23 protein-coding genes are annotated in these 23,191 nt (G+C 62.4%); 19 read left to right on the top strand and 4 right to left on the bottom strand.

Going from position 1 to position 23,191, the window contains the following annotated elements; translation table 11 throughout:
• Positions 1 to 10 precede the first annotated feature (10 nt).
• From JK202_RS08575 to JK202_RS08535, 9 genes are read left to right on the top strand one after another with little or no spacing between them, the layout of a single operon-like run.
• Positions 11 to 787, top strand: coding sequence for an N-formylglutamate amidohydrolase (locus tag JK202_RS08575; RefSeq protein WP_211560164.1), 777 nt, complete (start codon positions 11 to 13; stop codon positions 785 to 787).
• Positions 784 to 1,623, top strand: coding sequence for a shikimate dehydrogenase (locus JK202_RS08570; protein ID WP_211560162.1), 840 nt, complete (start codon positions 784 to 786; stop codon positions 1,621 to 1,623). The genes JK202_RS08575 and JK202_RS08570 overlap by 4 nt, the downstream gene beginning before the upstream one ends.
• Positions 1,620 to 2,225, top strand: coding sequence for a dephospho-CoA kinase (coaE, locus tag JK202_RS08565; protein WP_211560160.1), 606 nt, complete (start codon positions 1,620 to 1,622; stop codon positions 2,223 to 2,225). The genes JK202_RS08570 and coaE overlap by 4 nt, the downstream gene beginning before the upstream one ends.
• Positions 2,222 to 2,908, top strand: a complete 687-nt coding sequence (dnaQ, locus tag JK202_RS08560) for a DNA polymerase III subunit epsilon (protein WP_211560158.1) — start codon at positions 2,222 to 2,224, stop codon at positions 2,906 to 2,908. The genes coaE and dnaQ overlap by 4 nt, the downstream gene beginning before the upstream one ends.
• Positions 2,908 to 3,828: a glycosyltransferase family 9 protein gene (locus JK202_RS08555; RefSeq protein ID WP_211560284.1), complete on the top strand. Its 921-nt coding sequence runs from the start codon at positions 2,908 to 2,910 to the stop codon at positions 3,826 to 3,828. The genes dnaQ and JK202_RS08555 overlap by 1 nt, the downstream gene beginning before the upstream one ends.
• Positions 3,829 to 3,864: 36 nt before the next feature.
• Entirely contained in the window at positions 3,865 to 4,914 is a 1,050-nt protein-coding gene (locus JK202_RS08550) for a glycosyltransferase (RefSeq protein WP_211560156.1), read from the top strand.
• Entirely contained in the window at positions 4,914 to 6,674 is a 1,761-nt protein-coding gene (asnB, locus tag JK202_RS08545) for an asparagine synthase (glutamine-hydrolyzing) (protein WP_211560282.1), read from the top strand. Before JK202_RS08550 ends, asnB begins: the two co-directional genes overlap by 1 nt.
• Positions 6,675 to 6,702: 28 nt before the next feature.
• Positions 6,703 to 8,022: a dihydroorotase gene (locus tag JK202_RS08540; protein ID WP_211560154.1), complete on the top strand. Its 1,320-nt coding sequence runs from the start codon at positions 6,703 to 6,705 to the stop codon at positions 8,020 to 8,022.
• A gap of 45 nt (positions 8,023 to 8,067) precedes the next feature.
• Positions 8,068 to 8,463 carry a hypothetical protein gene (locus JK202_RS08535; RefSeq protein ID WP_249199830.1) on the top strand — a complete coding sequence of 132 codons (396 nt, stop codon included), beginning with the start codon at positions 8,068 to 8,070 and terminating at the stop codon, positions 8,461 to 8,463.
• A gap of 26 nt (positions 8,464 to 8,489) precedes the next feature.
• Here JK202_RS08535 and JK202_RS08530 read toward each other — a convergent pair whose 3' ends face one another.
• Entirely contained in the window at positions 8,490 to 8,798 is a 309-nt protein-coding gene (locus JK202_RS08530) for a hypothetical protein (protein ID WP_249199828.1), read from the bottom strand.
• 181 nt (positions 8,799 to 8,979) lie between these two features.
• Between JK202_RS08530 and JK202_RS08525 the strand changes: the two genes are divergently transcribed.
• The 5 genes from JK202_RS08525 (at position 8,980) to JK202_RS08505 (ending at position 15,397) form a co-directional block, all read left to right on the top strand.
• On the top strand, positions 8,980 to 9,660 hold the full coding sequence (locus JK202_RS08525; RefSeq protein ID WP_349291848.1) for a tetratricopeptide repeat protein: 681 nt from the start codon (positions 8,980 to 8,982) through the stop codon (positions 9,658 to 9,660).
• A complete protein-coding gene (locus tag JK202_RS08520; protein WP_211560152.1) occupies positions 9,660 to 11,060 on the top strand; it encodes a PQQ-binding-like beta-propeller repeat protein in 1,401 nt (466 codons plus the stop codon). Before JK202_RS08525 ends, JK202_RS08520 begins: the two co-directional genes overlap by 1 nt.
• A gap of 4 nt (positions 11,061 to 11,064) precedes the next feature.
• Complete coding sequence (gene der, locus JK202_RS08515) at positions 11,065 to 12,453, top strand: ribosome biogenesis GTPase Der (protein ID WP_211560150.1); 1,389 nt, start codon at positions 11,065 to 11,067, stop codon at positions 12,451 to 12,453.
• A gap of 138 nt (positions 12,454 to 12,591) precedes the next feature.
• Positions 12,592 to 14,004 (top strand): sugar porter family MFS transporter, encoded by a 1,413-nt coding sequence (locus JK202_RS08510; RefSeq protein WP_211560148.1) that lies wholly within the window; start codon positions 12,592 to 12,594, stop codon positions 14,002 to 14,004.
• A gap of 4 nt (positions 14,005 to 14,008) precedes the next feature.
• Positions 14,009 to 15,397 carry an MFS transporter gene (locus tag JK202_RS08505; RefSeq protein ID WP_211560146.1) on the top strand — a complete coding sequence of 463 codons (1,389 nt, stop codon included), beginning with the start codon at positions 14,009 to 14,011 and terminating at the stop codon, positions 15,395 to 15,397.
• Here the strand turns inward: JK202_RS08505 and JK202_RS08500 are convergent.
• Both JK202_RS08500 and ubiA read right to left on the bottom strand, forming a co-directional pair.
• Positions 15,366 to 16,034 carry a methyltransferase gene (locus tag JK202_RS08500; protein ID WP_211560144.1) on the bottom strand — a complete coding sequence of 223 codons (669 nt, stop codon included), beginning with the start codon at positions 16,032 to 16,034 and terminating at the stop codon, positions 15,366 to 15,368. The two genes, JK202_RS08505 and JK202_RS08500, sit on opposite strands and share 32 nt — an antisense overlap.
• The gene (gene ubiA, locus JK202_RS08495; RefSeq protein WP_211560142.1) at positions 16,031 to 16,948 is read right to left on the bottom strand and encodes a 4-hydroxybenzoate octaprenyltransferase; all 918 of its coding nucleotides are present in this window, start codon (positions 16,946 to 16,948) and stop codon (positions 16,031 to 16,033) included. Before ubiA ends, JK202_RS08500 begins: the two co-directional genes overlap by 4 nt.
• A 35-nt stretch (positions 16,949 to 16,983) precedes the next feature.
• Here ubiA and JK202_RS08490 point away from each other — a divergent pair, with 35 nt between their 5' ends.
• The 4 genes from JK202_RS08490 (at position 16,984) to JK202_RS08475 (ending at position 20,797) form a co-directional block, all read left to right on the top strand.
• Positions 16,984 to 17,730 carry a 16S rRNA (uracil(1498)-N(3))-methyltransferase gene (locus tag JK202_RS08490; protein WP_211560273.1) on the top strand — a complete coding sequence of 249 codons (747 nt, stop codon included), beginning with the start codon at positions 16,984 to 16,986 and terminating at the stop codon, positions 17,728 to 17,730.
• A 73-nt stretch (positions 17,731 to 17,803) separates the two neighbouring features.
• Positions 17,804 to 19,180, top strand: a complete 1,377-nt coding sequence (locus JK202_RS08485) for a glutamate--cysteine ligase (RefSeq protein WP_211560140.1) — start codon at positions 17,804 to 17,806, stop codon at positions 19,178 to 19,180.
• A 27-nt stretch (positions 19,181 to 19,207) separates the two neighbouring features.
• Complete coding sequence (mbfA, locus tag JK202_RS08480) at positions 19,208 to 20,164, top strand: iron exporter MbfA (RefSeq protein ID WP_211560138.1); 957 nt, start codon at positions 19,208 to 19,210, stop codon at positions 20,162 to 20,164.
• Positions 20,165 to 20,167: 3 nt separating this feature from the next.
• Positions 20,168 to 20,797 carry an outer membrane lipoprotein carrier protein LolA gene (locus tag JK202_RS08475; RefSeq protein WP_211560136.1) on the top strand — a complete coding sequence of 210 codons (630 nt, stop codon included), beginning with the start codon at positions 20,168 to 20,170 and terminating at the stop codon, positions 20,795 to 20,797.
• Between the two features lie 5 nt (positions 20,798 to 20,802).
• Here JK202_RS08475 and rsmI read toward each other — a convergent pair whose 3' ends face one another.
• Positions 20,803 to 21,636 (bottom strand): 16S rRNA (cytidine(1402)-2'-O)-methyltransferase, encoded by an 834-nt coding sequence (gene rsmI / locus JK202_RS08470; protein ID WP_211560272.1) that lies wholly within the window; start codon positions 21,634 to 21,636, stop codon positions 20,803 to 20,805.
• A gap of 149 nt (positions 21,637 to 21,785) precedes the next feature.
• Between rsmI and JK202_RS08465 the strand changes: the two genes are divergently transcribed.
• Positions 21,786 to 23,114 carry a penicillin-binding protein activator gene (locus JK202_RS08465; RefSeq protein WP_211560270.1) on the top strand — a complete coding sequence of 443 codons (1,329 nt, stop codon included), beginning with the start codon at positions 21,786 to 21,788 and terminating at the stop codon, positions 23,112 to 23,114.
• Positions 23,115 to 23,191: the final 77 nt, after the last annotated feature.

Here is a 23,191-nt window from a genome sequence, read left to right as displayed (position 1 = left end):
TGAAGTCCTGATGTCTGCTCCCCTTCTTGGCGCCAGTGATCCGGCGCCTTTCCTTCTTTTTCCTGAAAAGACGCCGTCTCCGTTCGTGTTCGTGAGCGACCATGCGGGGCGGGCGGTTCCGGATGCGCTGGGGGATATGGGGGTGCAGACCGAGGACTGGGAGCGTCACATAGCCTGGGATATCGGTATCGTGGGCGTGGGGCGCGTCTTGCACGAGACGCTGGGTTCGGCGCTGATCGAGCAGGTCTATTCCCGGCTTGTGATCGACTGCAACCGCGCGCCGGGCCATCCGACGTCCATGCCGCTGGTGAGCGACGGGACGCAGGTTCCGGTCAATCAGGCGGCGCAGGAAGCGTGCCGTGCGAAGCGGGAGCGGGAAATCCTGCATCCGTATCATGACACGATCGCGGAAGTTCTGACCGAACGCGGCCCCCGCCCGACGGCGCTGATCGCGCTGCACAGTTTCACGCCGCAGATGAATGGCAAGGATCGGCCCTGGCAGATCGGGATCCTTCACAATCAGGACAGCCGCATGGCGTCGATTGCTCTGGAACTGCTGCGTGAAGACCCGACGCTGTGTGTGGGCGATAATGAACCTTATGTCCTGACGGACGCGTCCGATTATACGGTGCCGCGTCATGCGGAAGCGGGTGGGCTGCCCTATCTGGAAATTGAAATCCGGCAGGATCTGATTGCCGAAAAGACCGGACAGCGGGACTGGGCTGCGCGTCTGGCGGTGCTTCTGCCGAAAGTCTGGGAAAGGCTGGCGGAAGGAGAGGGCGCATGATTGACGGGCACACGAAACTTGCCGGCGTCATGGGATGGCCGGTGGAGCATTCGCGCTCGCCGCTGATGCACAATCACTGGTGCCGGGTGAATGGTGTGAACGGTGCGTATGTGCCGTTGCCGACGCGACCGGAAGGCTTCGATCGGGCGCTGCGTGGACTGGCTGAGGCCGGGTTTCAGGGCGTGAATGTCACCATCCCGCACAAGGAAGCGGCGATGCGGGCCTGTGATGAGCTGACCCCGACGGCCAAACGGGCCGGGGCGGTGAACACGATCTGTTTCGTGGCGGGACGCATTATCGGCGACTGTACGGACGGGACCGGGTTTTGCGACAATCTGAGCGCACATGACGTGGCGATCGGCGGTCGGGCCATGGTTCTGGGTGCGGGCGGCGCGGCGCGCGCCGTTGCGGCGGCGCTTCTGGATCGGGGCTGCGAGGTTGTGATCGCCAACCGGACGCTGGAGCGGGCCGAGGCTCTGGTCGAGGCGCTGGGCGGCGGTGAGGCTGTGGCCTGGTATGAATGGCCGTCGCTACTGTCGGGCTGTTCGCTTCTGGTGAATGCCACGTCGATGGGCATGGGCGGCAAGGCGGGGATGGACTGGGATTCGGCCCTTCGCGAGGCCGCGCCGGGGCTGTGCGTGACGGATATCGTCTATACGCCGCGCGAGACGCCGCTTCTGCTGGCCGCTCAGGCGCGGGGGCTGCGGACAGTAGATGGTCTGGGCATGCTCGTGCATCAGGCGCGGGCCGGGTTTTGGGCATGGTTCGGGGTTGATCCTGAAGCGGATCGGACGACGTTCGATCTGCTGGCGGCGAGCCTGCGCACTGACGCGTGAAGATTATTGGTCTGACCGGGGGCATGGCGGCCGGGAAAAGCACGGTCGCCGCGCTTTTCCGCAGGGAAGGTGTGCCGGTTTTTGATGCGGATGCGTGTGTCCGGGCGCTTCAGGGCGAACGGGGGAAAGCTCTGCCGCTGATCGGGAAGGAATTTCCGGGGACCGTTCGTGAGGGATGTCTGGATCGTGCGGCGCTGCGTGAGGCCGTGCGTGGGCGTCCTGAGGCGTTGAAACGTCTCGAAGCCATTATGCACCCGCTCGTCCGGGCCGAGCGTAAGCGGTTTTTGAAGCAGTGCCGGGCGCGGCAGGAGCCGTTCTGTGTGTTGGATATTCCACTGCTGATGGAAATCGGCGAGGACCGGCGCTGCGATATGGTGGTGGTGGCTGAAGCTCCGATGGGGACACGGCTGGCACGTATCAGGCAGCGCGGTCGCGGTGGGGAGGGCATGAGTGTGACGGATGCCAAAGGGTTGCTGGCGCGGCAGATGAGCGACCATGAGCGCAGACGCCGGGCCCACATCGTGATACGAACCGGCCTCTCGCGTGGGCAGACCGTCAGGCAGGTCCATGCCCTGTTGCACCGGCTTCGTGAGGCGTCATGAAACGATCCATCCTGTTCGATACGGAAACCACGGGCTTTGACCCGGATATGGGCGACCGCATCATCGAGATCGCGGCCCTCGAACTGATCGACGATCTGCCGACGGGTGAGGCCTATCATGTGATGGTTCATCCCGAGCGCGACATCCCGCCCGAGGCGACGAAAGTGCACGGGTTCCGGATCGAGGATCTGGAAGGCAAGCCGAGATTTGCCGAGGTGGCGGACGGGTTTCTGGAGTTCATCGGGGACAGCCCGATGATCGCGCATAATGCGCGGTTCGATTTCAAGTTCGTCAATGCCGAACTGAAGGCCTGCGGTCGCGAGCCGCTCGACTATGCCAGTCGGGCCATTGATACGGTGGAGATGGCGCGGAAAAAATATCCCGGCCTTCCTGCGAGCCTCGATGCGCTGTGTCGGCGTTTCGGCATCGACCTGTCGCAGCGTGGCACCCATAACGCGCTGCTGGACTGCAAACTGCTGGCCGAAGTGTATGTCGAACTCATGGGGGGGCGTCAGCGCGGGCTGGGTCTGGCCGGCCCGTCCCGCAGTCGCAGCATGACCGAGGGGATCAACGCGCTGGCCCATCGCCCGGCACGGAAAATGGCGCCCCCGACGGCGGAAGAATTGCAGGCGCATGAGGCGTTTGTCAGCACCATCAAGGATGCGGTGTGGCACCGCGAATGATGCGGATCCTGTTCATCACGTCCAACCGCCTGGGCGATGCGGTCATTTCCACGGGTGTGCTGGATACATTGCAGAAGCGTTATCCGGCGGCGATGTTCACGGTGGTCTGCGGCCCCGTGGCGGCAGGGCTTTTCGAGGCGGACCCGCGTTGCGAACGCATCATCACCATGGAAAAGCGCCGGCATGATCGGCACTGGATTGATCTGTGGCGCGCCTGTTTCCGGACGCGCTGGTTCATGGTCGTGGATCTGCGCGGTTCTCTGCTCGGGCTGACGTTGCGCGCGCGGCGGCGGATCATCGTGCGGGGTGGGCGTCGGCCCGGGCGGCGCATCGAACAGCTTGGAGAGGCGCTCGGATATCGCAGGACACCCATGCCGCATGTCTGGACGTCAGACGCGCAGCGGGCGAACGCGACTGCGACGCTGCCTAAAGGGAGGTGGCTGGCACTTGGGCCGACAGCGAACTGGGATGGCAAGATCTGGCCGCCCGAGCGGTTTGTGGAACTGGCGCAGGCGTTGAGGGCGGAAAATCTGCGTCCTGTTGTGTTTTATGGCCCCGGTGAGGGTGAGCGCGCGAGGGCGGAGCCGGTGCTGAAGGCACTGCCGGATGCTCTGGACCTTGGGGGAAACAAATCGCTGGGTGAGGTGGCTGCACTTCTTCAGCGTTGCGCTCTGTTCGTGGGGAATGATTCGGGACTGATGCATCTGGCCGCCGCGGCGGGGGCGCCGACGCTTGGTCTGTTCGGGCCGTCGCGGGCCTCGGAATATGCACCGGCCGGGCGGCTTGCGCGGTTCGTGGAAGCACCTGGGCCGGAGGGTCACGCGCCGATCAATGAGCTGGATGTTTCGGCTGTCCTGAAGGCCGCGACGAAGATCCTGCATGAAAAAGACGTTTGTGCTTCCGGCGGGTGCGCGGACTGACTTGATGCCCTGTCGGGCATGGCCGATAGAAGAGATATGAATTCTGCATCGCCCAACGGGTATCGGGGTCGTGTGGCCCATGTAATGGCTGGCGCTCCAAGGGGTGGCGCGGAGCTGTTCTTTGAGCGTCTGACGATGGCCCAGATGCGGGACGGACGCCCTGTTCAGGCGCTGATCCGGCAGGATGAAGGCCGGGTCGGGCGGCTTGAGGAAGCGGGCGTCGACACCCGGGCCTTCCGGTTTGGTGGACTGCTGGATCTGCGGACCACGCCGGGGCTCCGGCGCAGTCTGAAAGCGTTCAGGCCGGATGTCGTCGTGGCATGGATGAGCCGTGCGGCCCGGCTGGTACCGTCAGGGCCGTGGCAGATGGCCGGGCGTCTGGGCGGGTATTACGACCTGTCGAACTATCGCCGTTGTGACCATCTCATCGGCAATACACGCGGTCTGGCGGAGTGGATGCGGGCGCAGGGCTGGGCAGCCGACCGCGTGCATCATCTACCCAATTTCGCGACGGATTTTTCGTCCGTGACGCCGCAGCGGCCGGAGTTTCTGCCTCCTGATGTGCCGTTTGTTCTCGCGTTGGGACGGCTGCATGAGAACAAGGCTTTCGACGTCTTGATCCGGGCCATGAAGCACCTGCCGGGCGTGCATCTAGTGATTGCGGGCGAGGGGCCGGAGCGGGAGGCGCTTGAGGCGCTGGCGAAGGCGGAAACTGTTGCGGCTCGTGTTCATCTTCCCGGCTGGATCGCGCAGAGCGGTCCCTGGCTGCGGGCGTGCGATGTTCTGGTCTGTCCGTCCCGGATCGAGCCGCTGGGCAATGTCGTGATCGAGGCTCTGTCCGCTGGTGTTCCGGTTGTGGCGAGCAGTATTCAGGGGCCGAAGGAAATCCTTGAAGGGACACAGGACGGGCTTCTGGCGGAGGTTGAGAACGAGCGTGATCTGGCCGCGCAGATCGCGAGTGTTCTGGAGGACGCCGCGGTGGCGCAGCGTCTTGCTGTGAACGGACGGGCGCGGTTTGAGCAGGAATTTGCACAGGACGTTGTCATGACGCGATGGTCGGCTTTTCTGGATGGGGTGCGGGCCTGATGTGTGGAATTGCGGGTCTGTCCTGCCTGCCCGGGCATCGTCCGGATCAGGATGCGCTGGAGCGGATGTCCCAGGCCATTTTTCATCGTGGACCGGATGGGGAAGGGCGGCTGGATCTGGGTGGTGCGGCGTTGCGTCATCGCAGGCTCTCCATCGTTGATATCGCGGGTGGCGCGCAGCCGTTCAGGCTTGGTGCGGCAGCTCTGATCGCGAATGGGGAAATTTATAACGATCCGGCGATCCGCAAGCGGTTTTCCCGGACGTCTTTTCAGACACAGAGCGACTGCGAACCGCCCTTGCATCTGTGGCTGCATGATGGGGCGGGTTACACGCACGAATTGCGGGGCATGTATGCCATCGCGATCGTGGAGAACGAGCATGGGCGGCATGAAATGGTGCTGTCGCGTGATCCGTTTGGCATCAAGCCGCTTTATATCGCCGCATACGAGGGTGGCATCGCGTTTGCTTCAGAACCACAGGCGCTGCTGGCGGGTGGGTTTGGTAGGCGCAGCGTTCGGGACGGTGCGCGGGATGAACTGATGCAGCTTCAGTTCACGACGGGGCAGGACATCATTTTCGATGGGATCCGTCGGCTTCTGCCTGGTGAGACGCTGCGGATTGTCGATGGGCGAATCGTGGAATCGCGTCGGCGGCATGTTCTGCATGAAGCGCGGGATACGGTTCCGGCCCGTCTGAGCGACGAGCAGGCGCTGGCGCGGCTGAATACGGCGCTGCTCGACAGTGTGGGCGCGCATCTGAGGGCGGATGTGCCGCTGGGGCTGTTCCTGTCGGGCGGAATCGACAGCTCGGTCATTCTGGCGGCGGCGCATCGGCTGGGACTACCGCATCCGCGTACCTGGACGGCGCGTTTCGATGCCGGGGCTGCGGACGAGTCTGCCGATGCGGCTGCACTGGCGGCTTCAGTCGGGGCCGAGCATCATGTTCTGACCGTGACGGAAGAGATGGTCTGGCGTGAGCTGCCAGCCATCGTGGCATGCATGGACGATCCGGCTGCGGATTATGCCGTCATCCCGACATGGTTTCTGGCGCGTGAGGCGCAAAAGGACGTCACTGTTATCCTGAGTGGCGAAGGCGGGGACGAGCTTTTTGCAGGCTATGGCCGCTATCGGCGCGTGATGAAGCCCTGGTGGAAGGGCGGTCGCGGGCCGTACCGGTCCGGGACGTTCGGTAGGCGCTTTGCAGAGCATGGGCGGCAGTGGCGGCGCGGGATTGCCATGACGGAGCTGGCGCTTGGCGTTTCGGGGCTGGAAGGCGCTCAGGCGCTGGATATTGCGGAATGGCTGCCCAACGACCTGCTGCTCAAGCTGGACCGGTGCCTGATGGCGCATTCCGTCGAAGGACGGACCCCGCTGCTGGACCCCGTTGTCGCCAAAGCGATCTGGCCGTTGCCGGAGCATTTCAAGGTGCGGGACGGTTACGGAAAATGGCTTCTGCGGCGCTGGCTTCAGAATGCGCTGCCGCAGGCGCGTCCTTTTGCGCCGAAGCAGGGGTTTACCGTGCCGGTCGGGCCGTGGATCGAGAAGCACGCCTACCGTCTGGGACCGCTGGTCGCGCGGCAGCCCTGCATCAGGGCCATGATGCCCGGGCCGGACGTGGAGCGTCTTTTTGCCCGGGCCAGCCAGCGCGGCGTGGCGCGTCAGGCCTGGACGCTGCTGTTTTACGCGCTGTGGCACCGTCATCATATCGAAGGGGTTCCCGTGGACGGGGATACGTTCGAAACTCTCTCGCGCGCTTTATGAGTGTCTTACTGATTTGCAAGGACGGAACATGCATTACGATCTGATCATCCGCGGCGGAATCTGCGTTTTTCCCTGGGGCGAGGCTGAAGCGGATATCGGCGTGCGCAACGGGAAGGTGGCGTCGCTGTCTGTCGGGTCTGCGGATGAGGCGGACCGGGTGATCGATGCGCGTGGTCTGCATGTTCTGCCCGGGCTGATCGACGCGCATGTCCATCTGCGTGACCCGGGCAAGCCCGAGGTCGAAACGCTTGAGACCGGAACGCGGGCTGCGGCTTTGGGCGGTATCGCGACGGTTTTCGATATGCCCAACACGTCCCCGAGTGTGACAGACGTGACGATGATTGACTGGAAGCGCGATCATATCCGCAAGACGGCGCATGTGGATGTCGGGATGTATGTCGGTGCGACGCGGGAGAACACGCCGGACCTGGCAATGCTGGAACAGCAGCCGGGTGTCTGTGCGGTGAAAGTGTTTGCCGGGTCGTCAACGGGCAATCTGATGATCGAGGACGATGCCGGGCTCGAAGCGGTCATGCGCTCCGGGCATCGCCGCGTGGCCTATCATTCTGAAGACGAATACCGCCTTCAGGCCCGCAAGCCGATGTTCCATGAAGGCCAGCCTTACGAAACGCACAGCGTGTGGCGGGATGTGGAATGTGCGTTCCTTGGCACGCGCCGCATCATGGCGCTGGCCCGCAAGACCAACCGTCCGGCGCATATCCTGCATGTTTCGACGGCGGAAGAGCTGGAATATCTGGCTGATTATCGCGACATTTCCACGGTCGAGGTTCTGGTGAACCATCTGACGCAGGTGGCGCCGGAATGTTACGAAAAGCTCGGTGGTTTGGCCGTTATGAACCCGCCGTTGCGTGATCGGCCGCACTGGGAGGAAAGCTGGCGCGCCGTGCGGGACGGGCGCGTGGACGTGGTCTCGTCCGATCATGCGCCGCATCCTTTGGAGGCCAAGCAGCTTCCCTGGCCGAAATGCCCGGCGGGTCTGACGGGGACGCAGACCATCGTGCCGGTCATGCTTGATCATGTGAATGCGGGGCGGCTGTCCTTGTCGCGTCTGGTGGATCTGATGGCGGCGGGGCCAGCACGGGTTTACGGACTGCAGACGAAGGGGCGCATGGCTGTTGGATTCGACGCCGATTTCACGCTCGTGGATATGAAGGCCGAGCGCGAAATTACCAATGACTGGATCGTCACGCCAGCAGGCTGGACGCCGTTTGACGGAACGCATGTAACAGGCTGGCCGATGGCGACGATCGTCCGTGGAACGGTCGTGATGCAGGACAATGAGGTTTCGGGTGCGCCGACCGGAGAGCCTGCCAAATTTGCGCCTTGATCTGGGCGTAGGGCGCGCAACGCTTCAATCAGGAAAGGGAGCTGTATGACATTTTGCGTTGTCGCCATCCGTAAGGCGATGCTGTTTGGTCTGGTTTTTGCGGGGATTGCCGGTGCCGGAACGGCCAGTGCGGCCGAGGCGGCATGGACCGCCGCAAAATGTGGCGCTGAGCCGCAGGCGCCTGCGGTCAAGGCCGGCACAGTTGCACAGTATAACGAGAGCGTTGATCGCGTGACGGTCTATGAAAAGGCGGCTCGCGTCTACAATGCGTGTGTTGCGGCTCAGGCCAACCGGGAAGAAACGGCGATCAGCCAAGACGCGAGTGCGCGGATCTCCCATGTTCATGCGGGGAGTGCGGCTGTCCAGTCTCATATCGCCGCTTCTTTTCAGACGCTTTCAGCCAATCTGGCAGCCGCAGGACGCAAGCTCGGCCACCACTGAGGCCGGGAAGGGGCAGTCTGCGATTCTTACTGCCCCATGCGTTCCTTGTTCTGGTTTGGCGTCAGGGTTGTCGGACCCTCATAGGTCTGGCGGGCGACATTAGGCATGAGGTCGGGACGCGCCCAGCAGGTCGTACCCTCGAAGCTTGTCGTGCAGTAGGGCTGTGGCGGGGGTGGACCGACCGGGCGGGCGCAGAAACTTTCGTCGTCGTACAGATACGCCGTGTTGCAGTCCTTGCCGGTGATGGCTGAAGCGATGCGATCTGGCGCACAGCCCGCAAGCACGCAGAATATCAGTGGAAGCAGCAGGAGCGGGACGGGCTTTTTCATGGCCATCAGGATGCTTCCGGGGCCGTTAAGGAAGTCTGAATGTCGGTCGGATTTTCTGACATGATACCGTTTTTCACAGTCATGGCCCGTTTCAGCCTCCTTCCGACCGTGTGAAGCGTTTGCCGCGAGGGTGCGGCACCTGTATGGTCGCGCAAACAGTTTGAAGACCGATCCAGCAGGGGACCAGGTGGCAGACGATTTCATCACGCAGGTGAACGAAGAAATGCAGGCGCAGCGGTTGCGGGCCATGGCACGGCGCATTGGCGCCGTGGTGGGCGTCGTGGCCGTGATTGGGGCCATTGGTGGCGGCGTGTGGGGCTGGAACAGTCACGCGCGCCACGCAGCACAGCAGGCGGCATCGGCACGGTATTTTACCGCCATGACGGCCCTGTCCGATCCCAAGCATGACGCCGCGGCCACCCAGAAGGCCACCACGACCTTCCAGGATCTGGCGGAGCATGGTCCCGTAGGTGTGCGCTCTTATGCCGCGCTCCGTCTGGCCGATCTGCAGAGCCAGGCGCATCAGACGGCTGCTGCCCTGCGGTCCTGGAAAAGCGTTGCAGAGGATAGCGCAGCTGATCCCGCTCTGCGGGACATGGCACGCTATATGAGCCTGAATGCCCAGACCGCGACCGCCGATCCGAAGACGCTGCGTCCGGGGTACGAAGCCCTGGCGCAGGGTGGAGGCGCCTGGGCGGCTCTGGCTCAGGAAGGTCTTGCCGCACTTGACCTGCATCCTGATGCAACGCCGGACCAGCAGAAGGAAGCCCGGCGCGTCCTGACGCAGATCATTGGCAGTGCAAACGCGACTGAAGGGGTGCGTGCACGTGCACAGGCCCTGCTCGAGACATTTGGAGACGCCGGTTGATGCGCCGTCCTGTTCTTTCCCGCTCTTCCTTTTCCATGAATCGCAGAGGTCTGTTACGGACGGCCTGTTCCGGCAGTGCTCTGGCCGTTCTGGGCGGATGCAGTTTGTTTGAAGATGACAAGAAGCCGCCTCTGGCCGGCCATCGCGTAGATGTTCTGTCCACGGGGGCCGGGCTGACGGTCGATCATGAAGATCACACGCCGATTAATCTTGGTCCGGTCCAGCCGGTTCGGGAATGGCTTCAGGAAGGTGGGCGTCCTTCCCATATTGCTATGAATGCTGCGTGGAACGGCCCGGATCTGGTCTGGAGTCATTCGGTCGGTGCGCAGACCGATCCGTCCAGCTTCCTGTCGATGATCGCCATTATGCCGACCAACCGTGGGGCCATTCAGTCGCCGCCCGTGATTGGAAACGGGCATATCTTTACGACCGACGCGCAGGGCGTTGTGAAGGCCTGGACCTGGCCGGAACGTCGCCATGTCTGGACGCGCCAGCCAGCTGCCGCCAACAGTCGTTCGACGAATATCGGGGGCGGTCTCGCCCTTGATGGTGATACACTTTATATCGTGGACGGTGTGGCTCAGGCGCTCGCCGTTGAGGCTCTGACTGGCAAGGTCAGATGGAGCGTCAATACGGGAACGCCCGGCCGTTCTGCGCCGACGATTGCCGAAGGGCTGATGGTCTTTGGGACCATTGACGAACGTCTCATCGCACTGGATGCGAAGACGGGGCGTCAGATCTGGACGTATCAGGCGACCGCGTCGGATACGGTCATTTTTGGCCAGTCAGCTCCGGCTTTCGTGGATGGTGTGATCCTCGCAGGCTTTGGAAGCGGCGATCTGGTTGCTCTTCGCGCCGCTTCGGGTGAGATGGTCTGGAGTGACAGTCTCGGCGGCTCCAACGGTATGGGCGCCATGCTCGATTTCTCCTGCATCCGCGGCGCGCCAGTCATCATGGGAGGGACGGCTTACGCCGTATCCATGTCCCGTGTCATGGTGGCGATCGATATGCGGTCGGGGCGGCGTCTGTGGGAGCGTGAGGTCAGCGGGCAGAGTCCTATGGCGATCTGCGGCGACTGGCTGTATGTGCTGTCTACGGATCAGCAGATCGCATGTCTGGATCGTCTGTCCGGGCATGTGCGCTGGATTACCCAGCTGCGTCGCTTCATCCGTGAGGATGCGGAAAAAGACGCCATTGCCTGGGTCGGACCGCTTCTGGTGAATGGTAAGCTGATCTGCTTCTCCACCTTTCCAAAAGAAGGCATGGCTGTCGTGAATGCCGTGACCGGGAAACTTGAACTGACCCGTAAGACCGTCGCCCCGTGTCAGGTTCAGCCGATCGTCTGTGACGGTCATGTGCTGACCCTGTCTCAGGACGCCATTCTGCGGGCCTATGGCTGAACGAATGACCTCTGAGAACCTGCCCGTTGTTGTTATTGCCGGGCGCCCGAATGTCGGGAAATCCACTCTGTTCAACCGGCTTGTCGGCCGCCGTCAGGCGATCGTATCCGACATGCCGGGGGTGACGCGTGACCGCAAGGAGGGCGAGGCCCTTCTGCGCGGCCGTCGTGTCCGGCTGATCGATACGGCCGGTCTGGAAGAGGCTGCGCCCGATACGCTGTACGGGCGGATGCGCGCGTCCTCCGAATCCGCTGTCGCGATGGCGGATCTGGTGCTGTTCTGCATTGATGCCCGCTCCGGCATCACGCCTGCAGATGCGCATTTTGCAAGCTGGCTGCGGCGCCAGAACCGTCCGGTTCTGCTGATTGCGAACAAGGCTGAAGGGCAGGCCGGGACGAATGCGGCTCTTGAAGCCTATTCCCTTGGTCTTGGCACGCCGCTGGCTCTGTCTGCCGAGCATGGCGAAGGTATTGCCGATCTCATGGGTGAGATTGCCGAGCGTATCCCGCCGGCTGAAAAGACCCGTCGCCGTGCGGCTCCGAAGGCCGAAGGCGAAGACGGAGAGGAGGACGAACGTCCAGCTGGTCCGCTGCGTCTGGCCATCATCGGCCGTCCGAATGCGGGCAAGTCCACGCTGCTGAACTGTCTGCTTGGCGAAGAGCGGATGATTACCGGCCCCGAGGCCGGTCTGACCCGTGATTCCATTACCGTCGATCTGCAGGACGAGCATGGCGAGATCCGGCTGGTCGATACAGCCGGAATGCGCAAGCGCGCCCGTGTCGAGCAGCATCTCGAAAAGATGTCCGTCTCGGCCTCCATCGAAGCCTTGAAAATGGCGGAAGTGGTCGTGCTGGTGATCGATGCGACGCTTGGCGTGCATGAGCAGGATCTTCAGATCGGTCGTCTGATCGAGCGTGAAGGTCGCGCCTGTGTCATCGCACTGAACAAGTGGGATGCGGTCGAGGACCGGAACGCGACAAAGAAAGCGATTCTGGACCGTCTGGAGATTTCGCTGGCGCAGGTGCGTGGTATTCCGGTCGTGACGTTCTCCGCGCTGACAGGGGCAGGCGTGCATCGCCTTCTGCCGGCCGTGCGTGAAGTTTACGAGATCTGGAACTCGCGTGTCTCGACGGGTGAGCTGAACCGCTGGTTTGAAGATGCGCTTGAACGTCATCAGCCGCCTCTGGTGGATGGCCGTCGCCTCAAACTGCGTTACATGACGCAGGTTAAGGCGCGTCCTCCGACCTTCCTGTTGTTTGGTACACGTGCGGAACAGCTGCCGGATTCCTACAAGCGCTATCTGGTCAATGGTCTGCGTCAGACGTTCCACATGCCGGGTGTTCCTGTGCGTCTGCAGTTGCGTGGAACGAAAAATCCTTACGCGGAAAAGTGATTTTCTGTCCGTTTGGATATAGACCACACCCCTGATTGATCATTAATACAGGACCGGCTGTTTCCGGTTTCGGAACGTTCGGTCCTGTATCCCTCGATATGAAGAGGGAATGTGTTTCGGGTAAGGGTGACTACGGGTATGGTTGGGATTGCTTCGTCTTCCAGTGGGGGGCTGTCCACGGAACAGACCCGCAGCACGGCACGGGCGACAACCCTTGGTATTCTGGCTGCGCTGGCCGGCCTTATGTTCGGCCTCGATACCGGTGTAGTAGCCGGCGCGCTTCCTTTTATTGCGACCGATTTTCATGCAAGCGATGCGCTGCAAGGTTGGATCGTCTCTTCGATGATGGCCGGAGCGACGGTCGGATCGCTTTTTGCCGGGCGGATTTCGGTCCGGTTCGGGCGTACCGGCGCGATGCTCGGGGCGGCCATCCTGTTCCTGATCGGGACAATGCTCTGCGCTTTGGCGCCAGGGGCCGCGATCATGATCGTTGGACGGATTTTTCTTGGTCTGGCGGTTGGTGTGGCGGCCTTTGCGGCCCCGCTTTACATTTCCGAAATCACGGTTGAGTCCGTTCGGGGCGCCATGATTTCGTTCTACCAGCTCATGGTTTCCCTCGGAATTTTTCTGGCGTTTATTTCAGATAGCCTGCTGGCCTCAGGGGCGCACTGGCGCTGGATGCTGGGTATCATGGCTGTGCCAGCCAGCATGTTTCTTGGCATCGTCCTGATCCTGCCACACAGCCCACGCTGGCTCATGATGCGCGGTGATAAGGATCGTGCGCGACGCGTGTTGCAGAGCCTGCGCTCTGACGAGGAAGTGGCCGAAGCGGAACTGATCGACATCCAGTCGCGCCTGCAGAAGAGCAGCGATGCGGGCATTGGGCTTTTTAAAAGCAATTCCAATTTCCGCCGGACCGTTTTCTTCGGAATGCTGCTTCAGATCATGCAGCAGCTCACCGGCATCAATGCGCTCCTCTATTATGCGCCGCGCGTGTTTCAGGCAGCGCATTTCGGAACGAATGCGGCCATCTGGGCAACCACACTGGTCGGGCTGACGAACATGACGCTCACCGGGGTGGCGATCGCCTGTGTTGATCGGTGGGGGCGGCGTCCGCTTCTGCTTCTCAGCTGTGGTATTGCGGCGTTTTCACTTACCGGGGTGGGAACGCTGCTGGCGATCGGTGCGCAGAGCTTTGCGCTTCAGCTTCTGCTGTGCGGGTTTGTGCTGTTGTTCGTGGCCGGATTCGCCATCGGTGAAGGGCCGCTGGTCTGGACGCTGTGCTCCGAAGTGCAGCCGACCCGTGGGCGCGATTTCGGAATCGGTTGCTCCACGGTAACGAACTGGGCCGCAAACTGGGCGATTTCCAACATGTTCCCACTGGGCATGGCAATGATGGGCGCGTCGTCGACGTTCCTGATGTTTGCCGTGTTCAATGGTCTTTTCATTCTCGTGACCCTATTGTTCGTACCCGAAACGAAAGGCGTCTCGCTCGAGAGGCTGGAAGCCAATCTTTTTGCAGGCACGCGCCTGCGTGATCTGGGGCGGTAAGAGAATGACGGCTACGACAGAAGACGGCCCGCAAGAAGAATACGACTCTAAACGCCATGCCGGGCTGTATGGGGCCCAGCGGTTCAAGGCGATGTCGGCCGTGCTTCTGGCGCTGCTTCTGTCGGTGCTGGATTATGCGATTGCCAATGTCGCCCTGCCATTGATCGCGCAGGACCTGCATGCGTCGTCTTCGCGGGCGATCTGGGTGGTGAACGCCTATCAGCTGGCCAATCTGTCCTGCCTTCTGCCGCTGGCGTCGCTTGGCGCGCGTGTTGGGTTTGCGCGGCTCAGCCAGTTTGGGATTTTTCTGTTCCTGATCGCCTCTGTGGCGTGTGCCTTGTCGCAGAACCTGCTGGAACTGACGCTCGCGCGGGCGTTGCAGGGTGTCGGCGGGGCCTGCATCATGAGCGTGAATATTGCGCTGGTCCGCTTCATCTACCCGCATAAGGAACTGGGTCGCGGTATCGCTCTGAACGGATTGTTTGTGGGCCTTGGCGTTGCACTTGGGCCTTCTCTGGGGTCGCTGATCCTGTCTGTTGCGACGTGGCCCTGGATTTTCTGGATCAATCTGCCGCTGGCGCTGGCTGCGCTGGCTTTGGCACATGCTGCACTGCCGCAGACCCCGCGGAGCGATATTCCGACCGATATGGTCGGCTCCCTGCTAACCGTGGCCTCTTTTGCCCTGACGGGAGTGGGGCTCGATGGACTGATGCATGCCGATTTCGTGTCGGGGGCAGTTGTCACGGTCGCAGGTGTACTGTGTTGGGCGATGCTACTGCACTATCAGCGTGAAAGGCTGGAGCCGATCGTCCCGGTTGATCTTCTGGCGCGGCGGCCATTCCTGTTGGCGTGTCTGGTCGGGTTCCTGGGGTTCGTGGCGTCCAATCTGTATATTGTGGCGATGCCGTTTACGCTGGCGACCGCCTTTCATCGTGGCGCGGGGACGATTGGTCTTCTGATCGCGCCCTGGGCTGTCGGGGTGGCGACGATGTCCTTTGTCGTCAGCCGTCTTGCTGACCGTTTCCCGGCTTCGGTCCTGTCTTCGATTGGCCTGTTCATTACGGCGAGTGGATTCTGTTTGCTATGGTTTCTACCGACCGATGCAGGCAACTGGGATATTGCGTGGCGCACGCTTTTTGCCGGATGTGGGTTCGGACTGTTCCAGCCCCCCAATAACCGCGCGATCATGGTCACGGCGCCTCCCGGACGCGAGGGCGGCGCAAGTGGGATGCTCTCTGTAGCGCGCCTGGCGGGGCAGACGACAGGTGCTTTGCTCGTGGCGGGGCTGTTCACGATCTTTCCCCATCCCGCTTTCATCTGCCTTGGGGCTGCAATGTTCGCCGCGCTGACGGGGTCTGCGCTTAGTCTGGGGCGGAAATATCTCGCAGCCTGAACAGCGTGGTGGCGCGCTGCTCCACGCTTTCCAGTTCCTGAGTGACGAATACGGACTGTCGGATCAGGACTTCGAGGGGCATTGACGGCGCATAATGCCGGCCCGGATCGCAAAGCCAGACTTCGCAGATTTTGGAGCATTCCAGAAGCCAGGGGATGATCCGCGCGGCCATGGCTTCGTTGTAGCAGACGTCCCCGATAACCAGCAGATCACAATCGGGGATCGTTCCGATCAGGTCACCGGGAAGTGGCGTGACAGCGACGTTGTTGAGGCGTGCGTTAAGGGACGTCGCTTCAAGCGCCATAAAGTCGATGTCGTTCGCCTGCACCACAGACGCCCCTGAAAGGGCAGCGGCAATGGCGGCAAGACCGCATCCGCAGGCGACATCCAGAACACGGCGTCCCTGAACGAGATCGGGGTTGTCGAGAATGAAGCGCGCGATGAGCTGGCTGCCCGGCCATGCGAAGGCCCAGAAAGGTGGCTCGATGCCGATCTGTTCGAGATAGACTTCGCTGGCCTGCCAGATGGGTGTGATTTCCGTGGCCAGATGCAGGGAAATCTCAGGCACGAGCGTGGCCTGAGCGATGACGGTGTTGTCGTTGATGAAACCGGCGGGATCGCTCAGGGCCGTGCTCATCCGAAAAATCTTGCGGCGACAAACCCGGTGGCCAGTACGAATCCGATGGGTACGTTCTGGCGGAACTCCCTGAGGCAGGCCGGGGCGTCATAGGGGTTCAGTACGCGGACCTGCTGGAGCAGCATGGCCGTTGCAATGCCGAGAAACGGCCAGAAAATCCAGTGCAGATGCGCATGGATGCCGACGAGGGCCAGTGCCAGAATCATCAGGCTGTAGCAGGTGGCGATGAACGGACGGGCATTCTTTTCCATCAGGCGGGAGGTAGAACGCACGCCGATGCGGGCATCATCGTCCATATCCTGAAAGCCGTAGATTGTATCGAATCCGAGCTGCCAGAGGATGACTGCGCCGTAGAGCAGAAGACCGTTGCCATCGAGCGTCCCGGCGGCAGCGGCGTAACCCATCGGCGCACCGAATCCGAAGGTGAAGCCCATGACGAGCTGCGGCCACCATGTCACGCGCTTGGCCGCCGGATACAGGGCGACGAGCAGAAGCGCGAGCGGGGCGAGGGCCCAGCAGACGGGGGGCAGGCAGACCAGCACGCCCAGCCCGATCAGTAGAAGCACGGCGAGCAGGAGCAGGCCCTGCTTCAGGGACAGCGCGCCGCTAGCGAGGGGGCGGCCTGCGGTGCGAGCGACTTTGGCATCGATGTCGCGGTCCCAGATATCGTTCACGACGCAGCCGGCCGAGCGCATGACGAGCGAGCCGAACGCGAACAGGACTGTGTCGATCAGGCGTGTCTGGAGAGACGCATTCGGCGCAAGGAACAGGCCCCACACGCCGGGCAGGAAGAGGAGCCATGTTCCGACCGGGCGGTCGAGACGGGCGAGCAGGGCATAGGAGCGCCATGGCTCGGGCAGGCGCGCAATGCGGCCGGTCAGTTTGATATCGGTATGGGCGCGGGTCTGGCTCATGGGAGATGTGATGCTGTGCGGACATGCTTCCGTCAATGGGCGAGGCGCGCTATCGGAAAAGGATGAGCCGATCCGACCCCCGTCTTTATCTTCCCGCATCCGAAATCGCCTTTGCTGAAGGCCAGACCGTCCCGCTTCCACCGGGGCAGGCGCATTATCTGGGCAACGTCATGCGTCAGGGCGTGGGCAGCGCTGTGTGCGTGTTCAATGAACGCGACGGAGAGTGGGGCGCGGAGATCGCGGCCCTGAAAAAGGACAAAGGCAGCGTCCTGCTGCATCGCTGTGAGCGCGCTCCTGCGCCGACTGAAGGAGTGGAGTTGCTGTTTGCGCCGCTCAAGCGGGACGCGACGGAGCTTGTGATCCGCATGGGGACGGAGCTTGGCGTAACGCGTTTTCGGCCGGTCGTGACGGAGCGGACCAACACGCACCGGCTTAACCTGGAGCGTCTGGCCGTGATTGCGACAGAAGCGGCGGAGCAGTGCGAACGGCTGGATGTTCCCGAGATTCTACCGCCTGAGTCGTTGCGGGCCGTGTTGGCAGAATGGCCGGAGAATTGGCCGCTTTTTGCTGCTCTGGAGCGTCGTCCTGGCGATGATGCGACTGTGCGGGCTGCGGCTTTACTGATCGGGCCGGAGGGCGGATTTTCGGACACGGAAGTGGAGATGCTCCGGCGGCATACGGCCATTCATGCGCTCAGTCTGGGGCCGCTGGTGCTGCGGGCGGAGACGGCAGTCTGTGCAGGGCTGGCCCGTCTGGCAGCAGGAGCCGAGAGCGCGGGCTGAGGGTGACAGAACCGTCGGACCTGCTACAGTTCAATCATTGTCGAACAACGAATTCAGACCGAGGCCAAACGCCATGTCCAATCCCGGCACGTCCAATACTGCGTCGATCGAAAGCCGGGCGCAGCTCGTCGAGGCAATCGAACGTGGTTGCAAACCAAAATCGGAATGGAAGATCGGCACCGAACATGAAAAATTCGGTTTCGTTCTCCCTCATGATGCTGACGGACGTGAGCCGCTCTCTCCGCCGCCTTACGAGCCGCGTGGAATCGGAGCGCTGCTGGAGAAGCTTCAGGGGCCGGACTGGGAACCGATCCGGGACGGAGAAAATCTGATCGGGCTGAAGGGGCAGAACGCACAGGCCGGGCGGGCGATTTCGCTTGAGCCAGCCGGACAGTTCGAGCTGTCGGGTGCGCCGGTTGTGTCGCTTCAGGAAACGGAAGTGGAGATGCAGGCGCATTATGATCAGGTCCGTGGTCCGGCTGCGGAACTTGGGCTGGGTTTCCTGCCGTTCGGGTTCCAGCCGCTGTGGTCGCGTGATGCGATGCCGTGGATGCCCAAGAGCCGCTATGCGATCATGCGCAACTACATGCCGAAGGTGGGCGCGCTTGGCCTCGACATGATGACGCGGACCTGCACGGTTCAGGTCAATCTTGATTTCAGCGATGAAGCCGACATGGCGCGCAAGATGCGGGTGTCGCTCGCGCTGCAGCCGCTGGCTACCGCGCTGTTTGCAAATTCGCCGTTCGTTGAGGGCAAGGCCAATGGTCTGCTCTCCAACCGGGCGCGGATCTGGACGGATACGGACAACCAGCGTTCCGGCCAGCCTTCGGTGTTCTTCGAGGATGGGTTCGGCTTTGAGCAGTATGTGGACTGGGCGCTGGACGTGCCGATGTATTTCGTCTCGCGCGATGGCAAGAACATCGACGTTGCGGGCTGCTCTTTCCGCCGTTGGCTCGCTGGAGACATTCAGGAGCCGCTGAAGGGTCTGACCCCGACGGTCGGCGATTTTGAAGACCATCTGACGACGGTGTTCCCGGATGTGCGTCTCAAGCAGTTCCTTGAAATGCGCGGCGCGGACGCGGGCAAGCTTGAAATGATGGTGGCGCAGTCAGCCCTGTGGGTCGGTCTGCTTTACGATCCCGCCACGCTGGAAGCCGCCGAAAAGCTGGTGCGTGAGCAGCCCTGGAGTGCCTATCAGCAGCTTCGGGCCGAAGTGCCGCGTCTGGGGCTGGATGCCGCGTTCCCGGGTGGACTGAAGCCGTTTGCAAAGCGCGTAGTTGAACTGGCCGAGCAGGGGCTGCGGGCGCGTGTGCGCAATGAGGCCGGGTACCTTGATCCGCTGCATCTGATTGCTGATGGCGGCCCGAATCAGGCACAGTATTGGCTGGATCTGTATAACGGCGCGTGGGGCCAGAGCGTGAAGCCGCTCTTTACCGAAGCCGCCATCTGATTTTACGAGACGGGATCTGCTGCCTACGTGACGAAACTTTCCGAGCTGACCGAACGCGAAATCCTTGCGCTGGCCATCGCCAGCGAGGAGGAGGATGGTCATATTTACGCGGATTTCGGCCAGATGCTGGCGGAAGACTATCCCGACAGCGCCGCTATTTTTCAGGATATGGCGGAAGAGGAAAACCATCATCGCCGGGCGCTGATCGACCTGTTCGTCCGGCGTTTCGGTAATCATATTCCGCTGGTTCGGCGACAGGATGTGCAGGGGTTTCCGTCCCGCAAATCGGCCTGGCAGATGCAGAATCGCGGGATTGAGGCGATCCGCGCGCAGGCCGCCGACATGGAGCGGCAGGCGGCGCGATTTTACCGTCAGGCCGCCGGGCAGACCAACGATGCCGAAATCCGCAAGCTGCTTGGTGATCTGGCGACCGAGGAAGACCGGCATCAGCGCGAGGCACGACGCCTCGAAGATGCGCATCTCAATGACAATACCCGTGACCGCGAGGACGAGCATAGCCGCCGGGACTTTGTCCTGCGGATCGTGCAGCCGGGTCTGGTCGGGCTTTTGGACGGCTCCGTCTCGACGCTCGCACCGGTTTTCGCGGCGGCCTTCGCAACGCATAGCCCGCATGCGGCCTTTCTGGTCGGGCTTGCGGCCTCCCTTGGCGCCGGGATTTCCATGGGACTGGCGGAAGGGCTGGCTGATGATGGCAAGCTGTCCGGACGGGGCGCGCCGCTTCTGCGTGGGTTGATCTGTGGTGCCATGACGTTTGGCGGTGGCATCGGCCATACGCTGCCGTTTCTGGTGCCGGATTTCCATCTCGCATTCGGTGTTTCGATCGTGGCCGTGGCGATCGAGCTGCTGCTGATTTCCTGGATCCGCTGGCGCTATCAGGACACGCCGTTCGGCTCGGCCATGGTGCAGGTTTTCCTTGGCGGGGCTCTCGTTTTTGCAACCGGCGTGCTGATTGGCAGTTCCTGAGACATGATGAACCGTTCCTTTTTCCGCGCTGCCGTTTTAGCGGCTTTTCTCCCTGCTGCGGCTCTGCCTTGCGTGGCGTTTGCGCAGACGGCTCCTGTTCAGCTTCGGCCTGCGGATCAGGGCTGGGTGTCCCGGATCGAAGACACGCTGGGCAAGGTCACCACGCTTCAGGCGCGGTTCCGCCAGACGGCTGCGGATGGAAGCACGACGAGCGGAACCGCGACGCTCGATCGGCCCGGCCGGATGCGTTTCGATTACGACAAGCCAAGCCCGCTGCTGCTGGTGGCCAATGACGGGCGCGTGGTGTTTCAGGACCGCAGCGTCGATCAGGTTACGACCCTCCCGCTCGACCGCACGCCTCTCGGCCTGCTGTTGCGTCCTGAGTTCAAGCTTTCAGGCGATGTGACGGTGACGGGATTCGGGCATCGGGACGGGGAGATCCGGGTTCAGCTTGTCCGCACGCAGAGCGCCGGAGAAGGCAGTCTGACGCTTGTGTTCTCCGATGCGCCGCTGGCTCTGCTGGGATGGAGCGTCGTGGACGCACAGGGGCGTACGACAACGATTGCGCTGTCCGATGTGCATCTGGGCGGGACCGTATCGCAGTCCCTGTTCGTGCTGCCTAAAGCGGACTGAGGACTTTAGTCCTTCAGCTCGCGTGAGAGTTCCAGCGCGCGGGCATAGACCGTACGCTTTGGGAGTTTGACAATTCCGGCCACCAGCGTGGCTGCATCCTTGACCGAATGGCTTGTGAGAGCCTCGCGCAGATGCGTGTCCAGATCGGCGGCTCCGCTGTCGTCTTCGGCAGAGGGGCCGATGAGGAGCGTGATCTCACCACGCGGGGCTTTTGTGCGAAAATGCTCCAGAACCTCGATCAGGCTGCCGCGCACCATTTCTTCAAAGCGCTTGGTGAGTTCGCGTCCGACGGCGGCTTCGCGTTCGGGGCCGAAAACATCAATCAGGTCTTCGAGGCTTTCGATCAGGCGATGAGGAGCTTCGTACCAGATCAGGGTTGAGTGCAGTCCGGCCTGTTCGGCGGCACGCAGGGCAGCGAAGCCGGTCTTTCGGGCTTCGCTGCGCGGTGCAGGAAAGCCCAGAAACATGAAAGGCAGGGGAGGCAGGCCCGAGAGCGTCAGGGCCGTGACGACCGCATTTGGACCGGGAATGGCAGTAACGTGGATGCCAGCCGCGATGGCAGCGCGGACCAGCCGGTATCCGGGATCAGACACCAGTGGGGTACCCGCATCCGACACGACGGCGTAGCGCGCGCCTTGCTGAAGCTTTTCGATCAGGAACGGAGTGCGGTCCTGTTCGTTATGGTCGTGCAGTGTTCTGGTCTGTGTGGCAATATTGCGCGACAAAAGGAGCTTCGCCGTGACGCGCGTGTCCTCGCAGAGGATCGCATCCACGGTGTTCAGTGCCTCGATCGCGCGTTCGCTGATATCGGCCAGGTTGCCGATTGGCGTTGCAACCAATATCAGACATCCACCTTCGGCCTGCCCCTGCGCTGGCAGGGGGGCGGCCGGTAACGTTTCAGCCGCATCGCTCAAGGGAGTTTCAGCGGAACATGACTTTTCGGACATCTGCATCCTCGGTGACAAACTCAGGGGCGCATTGTCGCTCGTTGAGCCGTCTGCGCAAGGGTGTAAGCACCGGCCTTGCCGCGGGAACTTTCCTGACCCTTGCTGCCTGCTCGGGTGGCGGCTCGTCTTCCGTCCCGGGCGTGGGCGGTATTCCGGGTGTTTCCGAAGGGCCAGGTGCCCATGATGTGGGGCTGATCCTGCCACTGACCGGGCGCAATGCGGCCTATGGCACGCGGATGCGCGATGCAGCAAAACTGGCACTTGCGGCCAAGGGATCACCTGCGCTGGATGTTCATGACACCAATGGGCCGGGTGGTGCGGAGCAGGCGGCGCGTGATGCGCTGGCGCGTGGTGATGCCATCCTGCTTGGGCCGCTGACCGCGACGGAAACAGGCGCTGCTGCACCGTTGGCCATTAATGCAGGTAAGCCGGAACTGGCGTTTACCAGCGACTCCACGCAGGCGCGTCCGGGCGTGTGGGTCATGGGCCTGACGCCAGAGCAGCAGGTCCGCCGGATGGTGGATGCAGCACGGGCGACAGGACGCAAGACTTTCGCGGCTTTCCTGCCGGATAATGCCTTCGGGCATGCGATGGGTGACGGGTTGGCGCGGGCCTGCCGGGATGCGGGTCTGAAAGAACCGCAGATCGTGTTCCATACGATGGACGCGCAGAATATCGATGATGGACTGAAGACGCTGTCCGCCATCGAAACGCGCCAGCCTGCTGTTCCGCCCGCGGCAGATGTCGCGTCCGGACCGTCTGCAATCGATCCGACGGGCGAAGCGGCGCCGAATGCTGCCGCGACAGGTGCAACGACAACGCCGCCGTCCGTCACGCCCGGAACTCCGGCAGCCGTCCCGGCCCCTACGGCGGCTCCGGCCGTGCCGGTTCCACCGCCGCCGTTTGATGCGCTGGTGTTGGCCGATACGGGGCTGGAACTGGGCCGGATCATCACGGCGCTCCAGGCGGATCACATCGATTCGTCGCAGGTCCAGATCATGGGGCCTGCGCTGTGGAAGGCCTTTGACGGCAAGCTTGGTGCGTTGCATGGCGCCTGGTATGCGGCGCCCGACGCGCATGATCGCATGGGTTACGTTGCGCAGTATCGCGCGCTCTACAACCAGGCACCGTCACCGGTCACTGATTTTGCTTATGATGCGGCCGCTCTGGCCGGAAGCCTGATTCGTCAGGGTGGCGTTACGGTTGATGCTCTGACGCGGCCTGATGGCTATATGGGGGTGGATGGTCTGTTCCGTCTGCGTCCGGACGGGCATGTCACGCGGGCGCTGGCGATCTATCAGATCCAGCGCGGCGGTGGTGCGCGTATTGTGGTTCCGGCATCGCGGGACGTAGCAATCCGTCCGAGCTGACACGGCATTTTTCAAAAGAAAAGCGCGCCGTTCCCTGAACGGCGCGCTTTTTTTATGTCTGGTCGAGGAAACCCGGG

The sequence above is a fragment of the Gluconobacter sp. Dm-62 genome, from assembly GCF_018256155.1.
Taxonomy (GTDB): domain Bacteria; phylum Pseudomonadota; class Alphaproteobacteria; order Acetobacterales; family Acetobacteraceae; genus Gluconobacter.
Note: the sequence above shows the minus strand (reverse complement) of the source record. Positions and strands in the feature narration are given on the sequence as shown.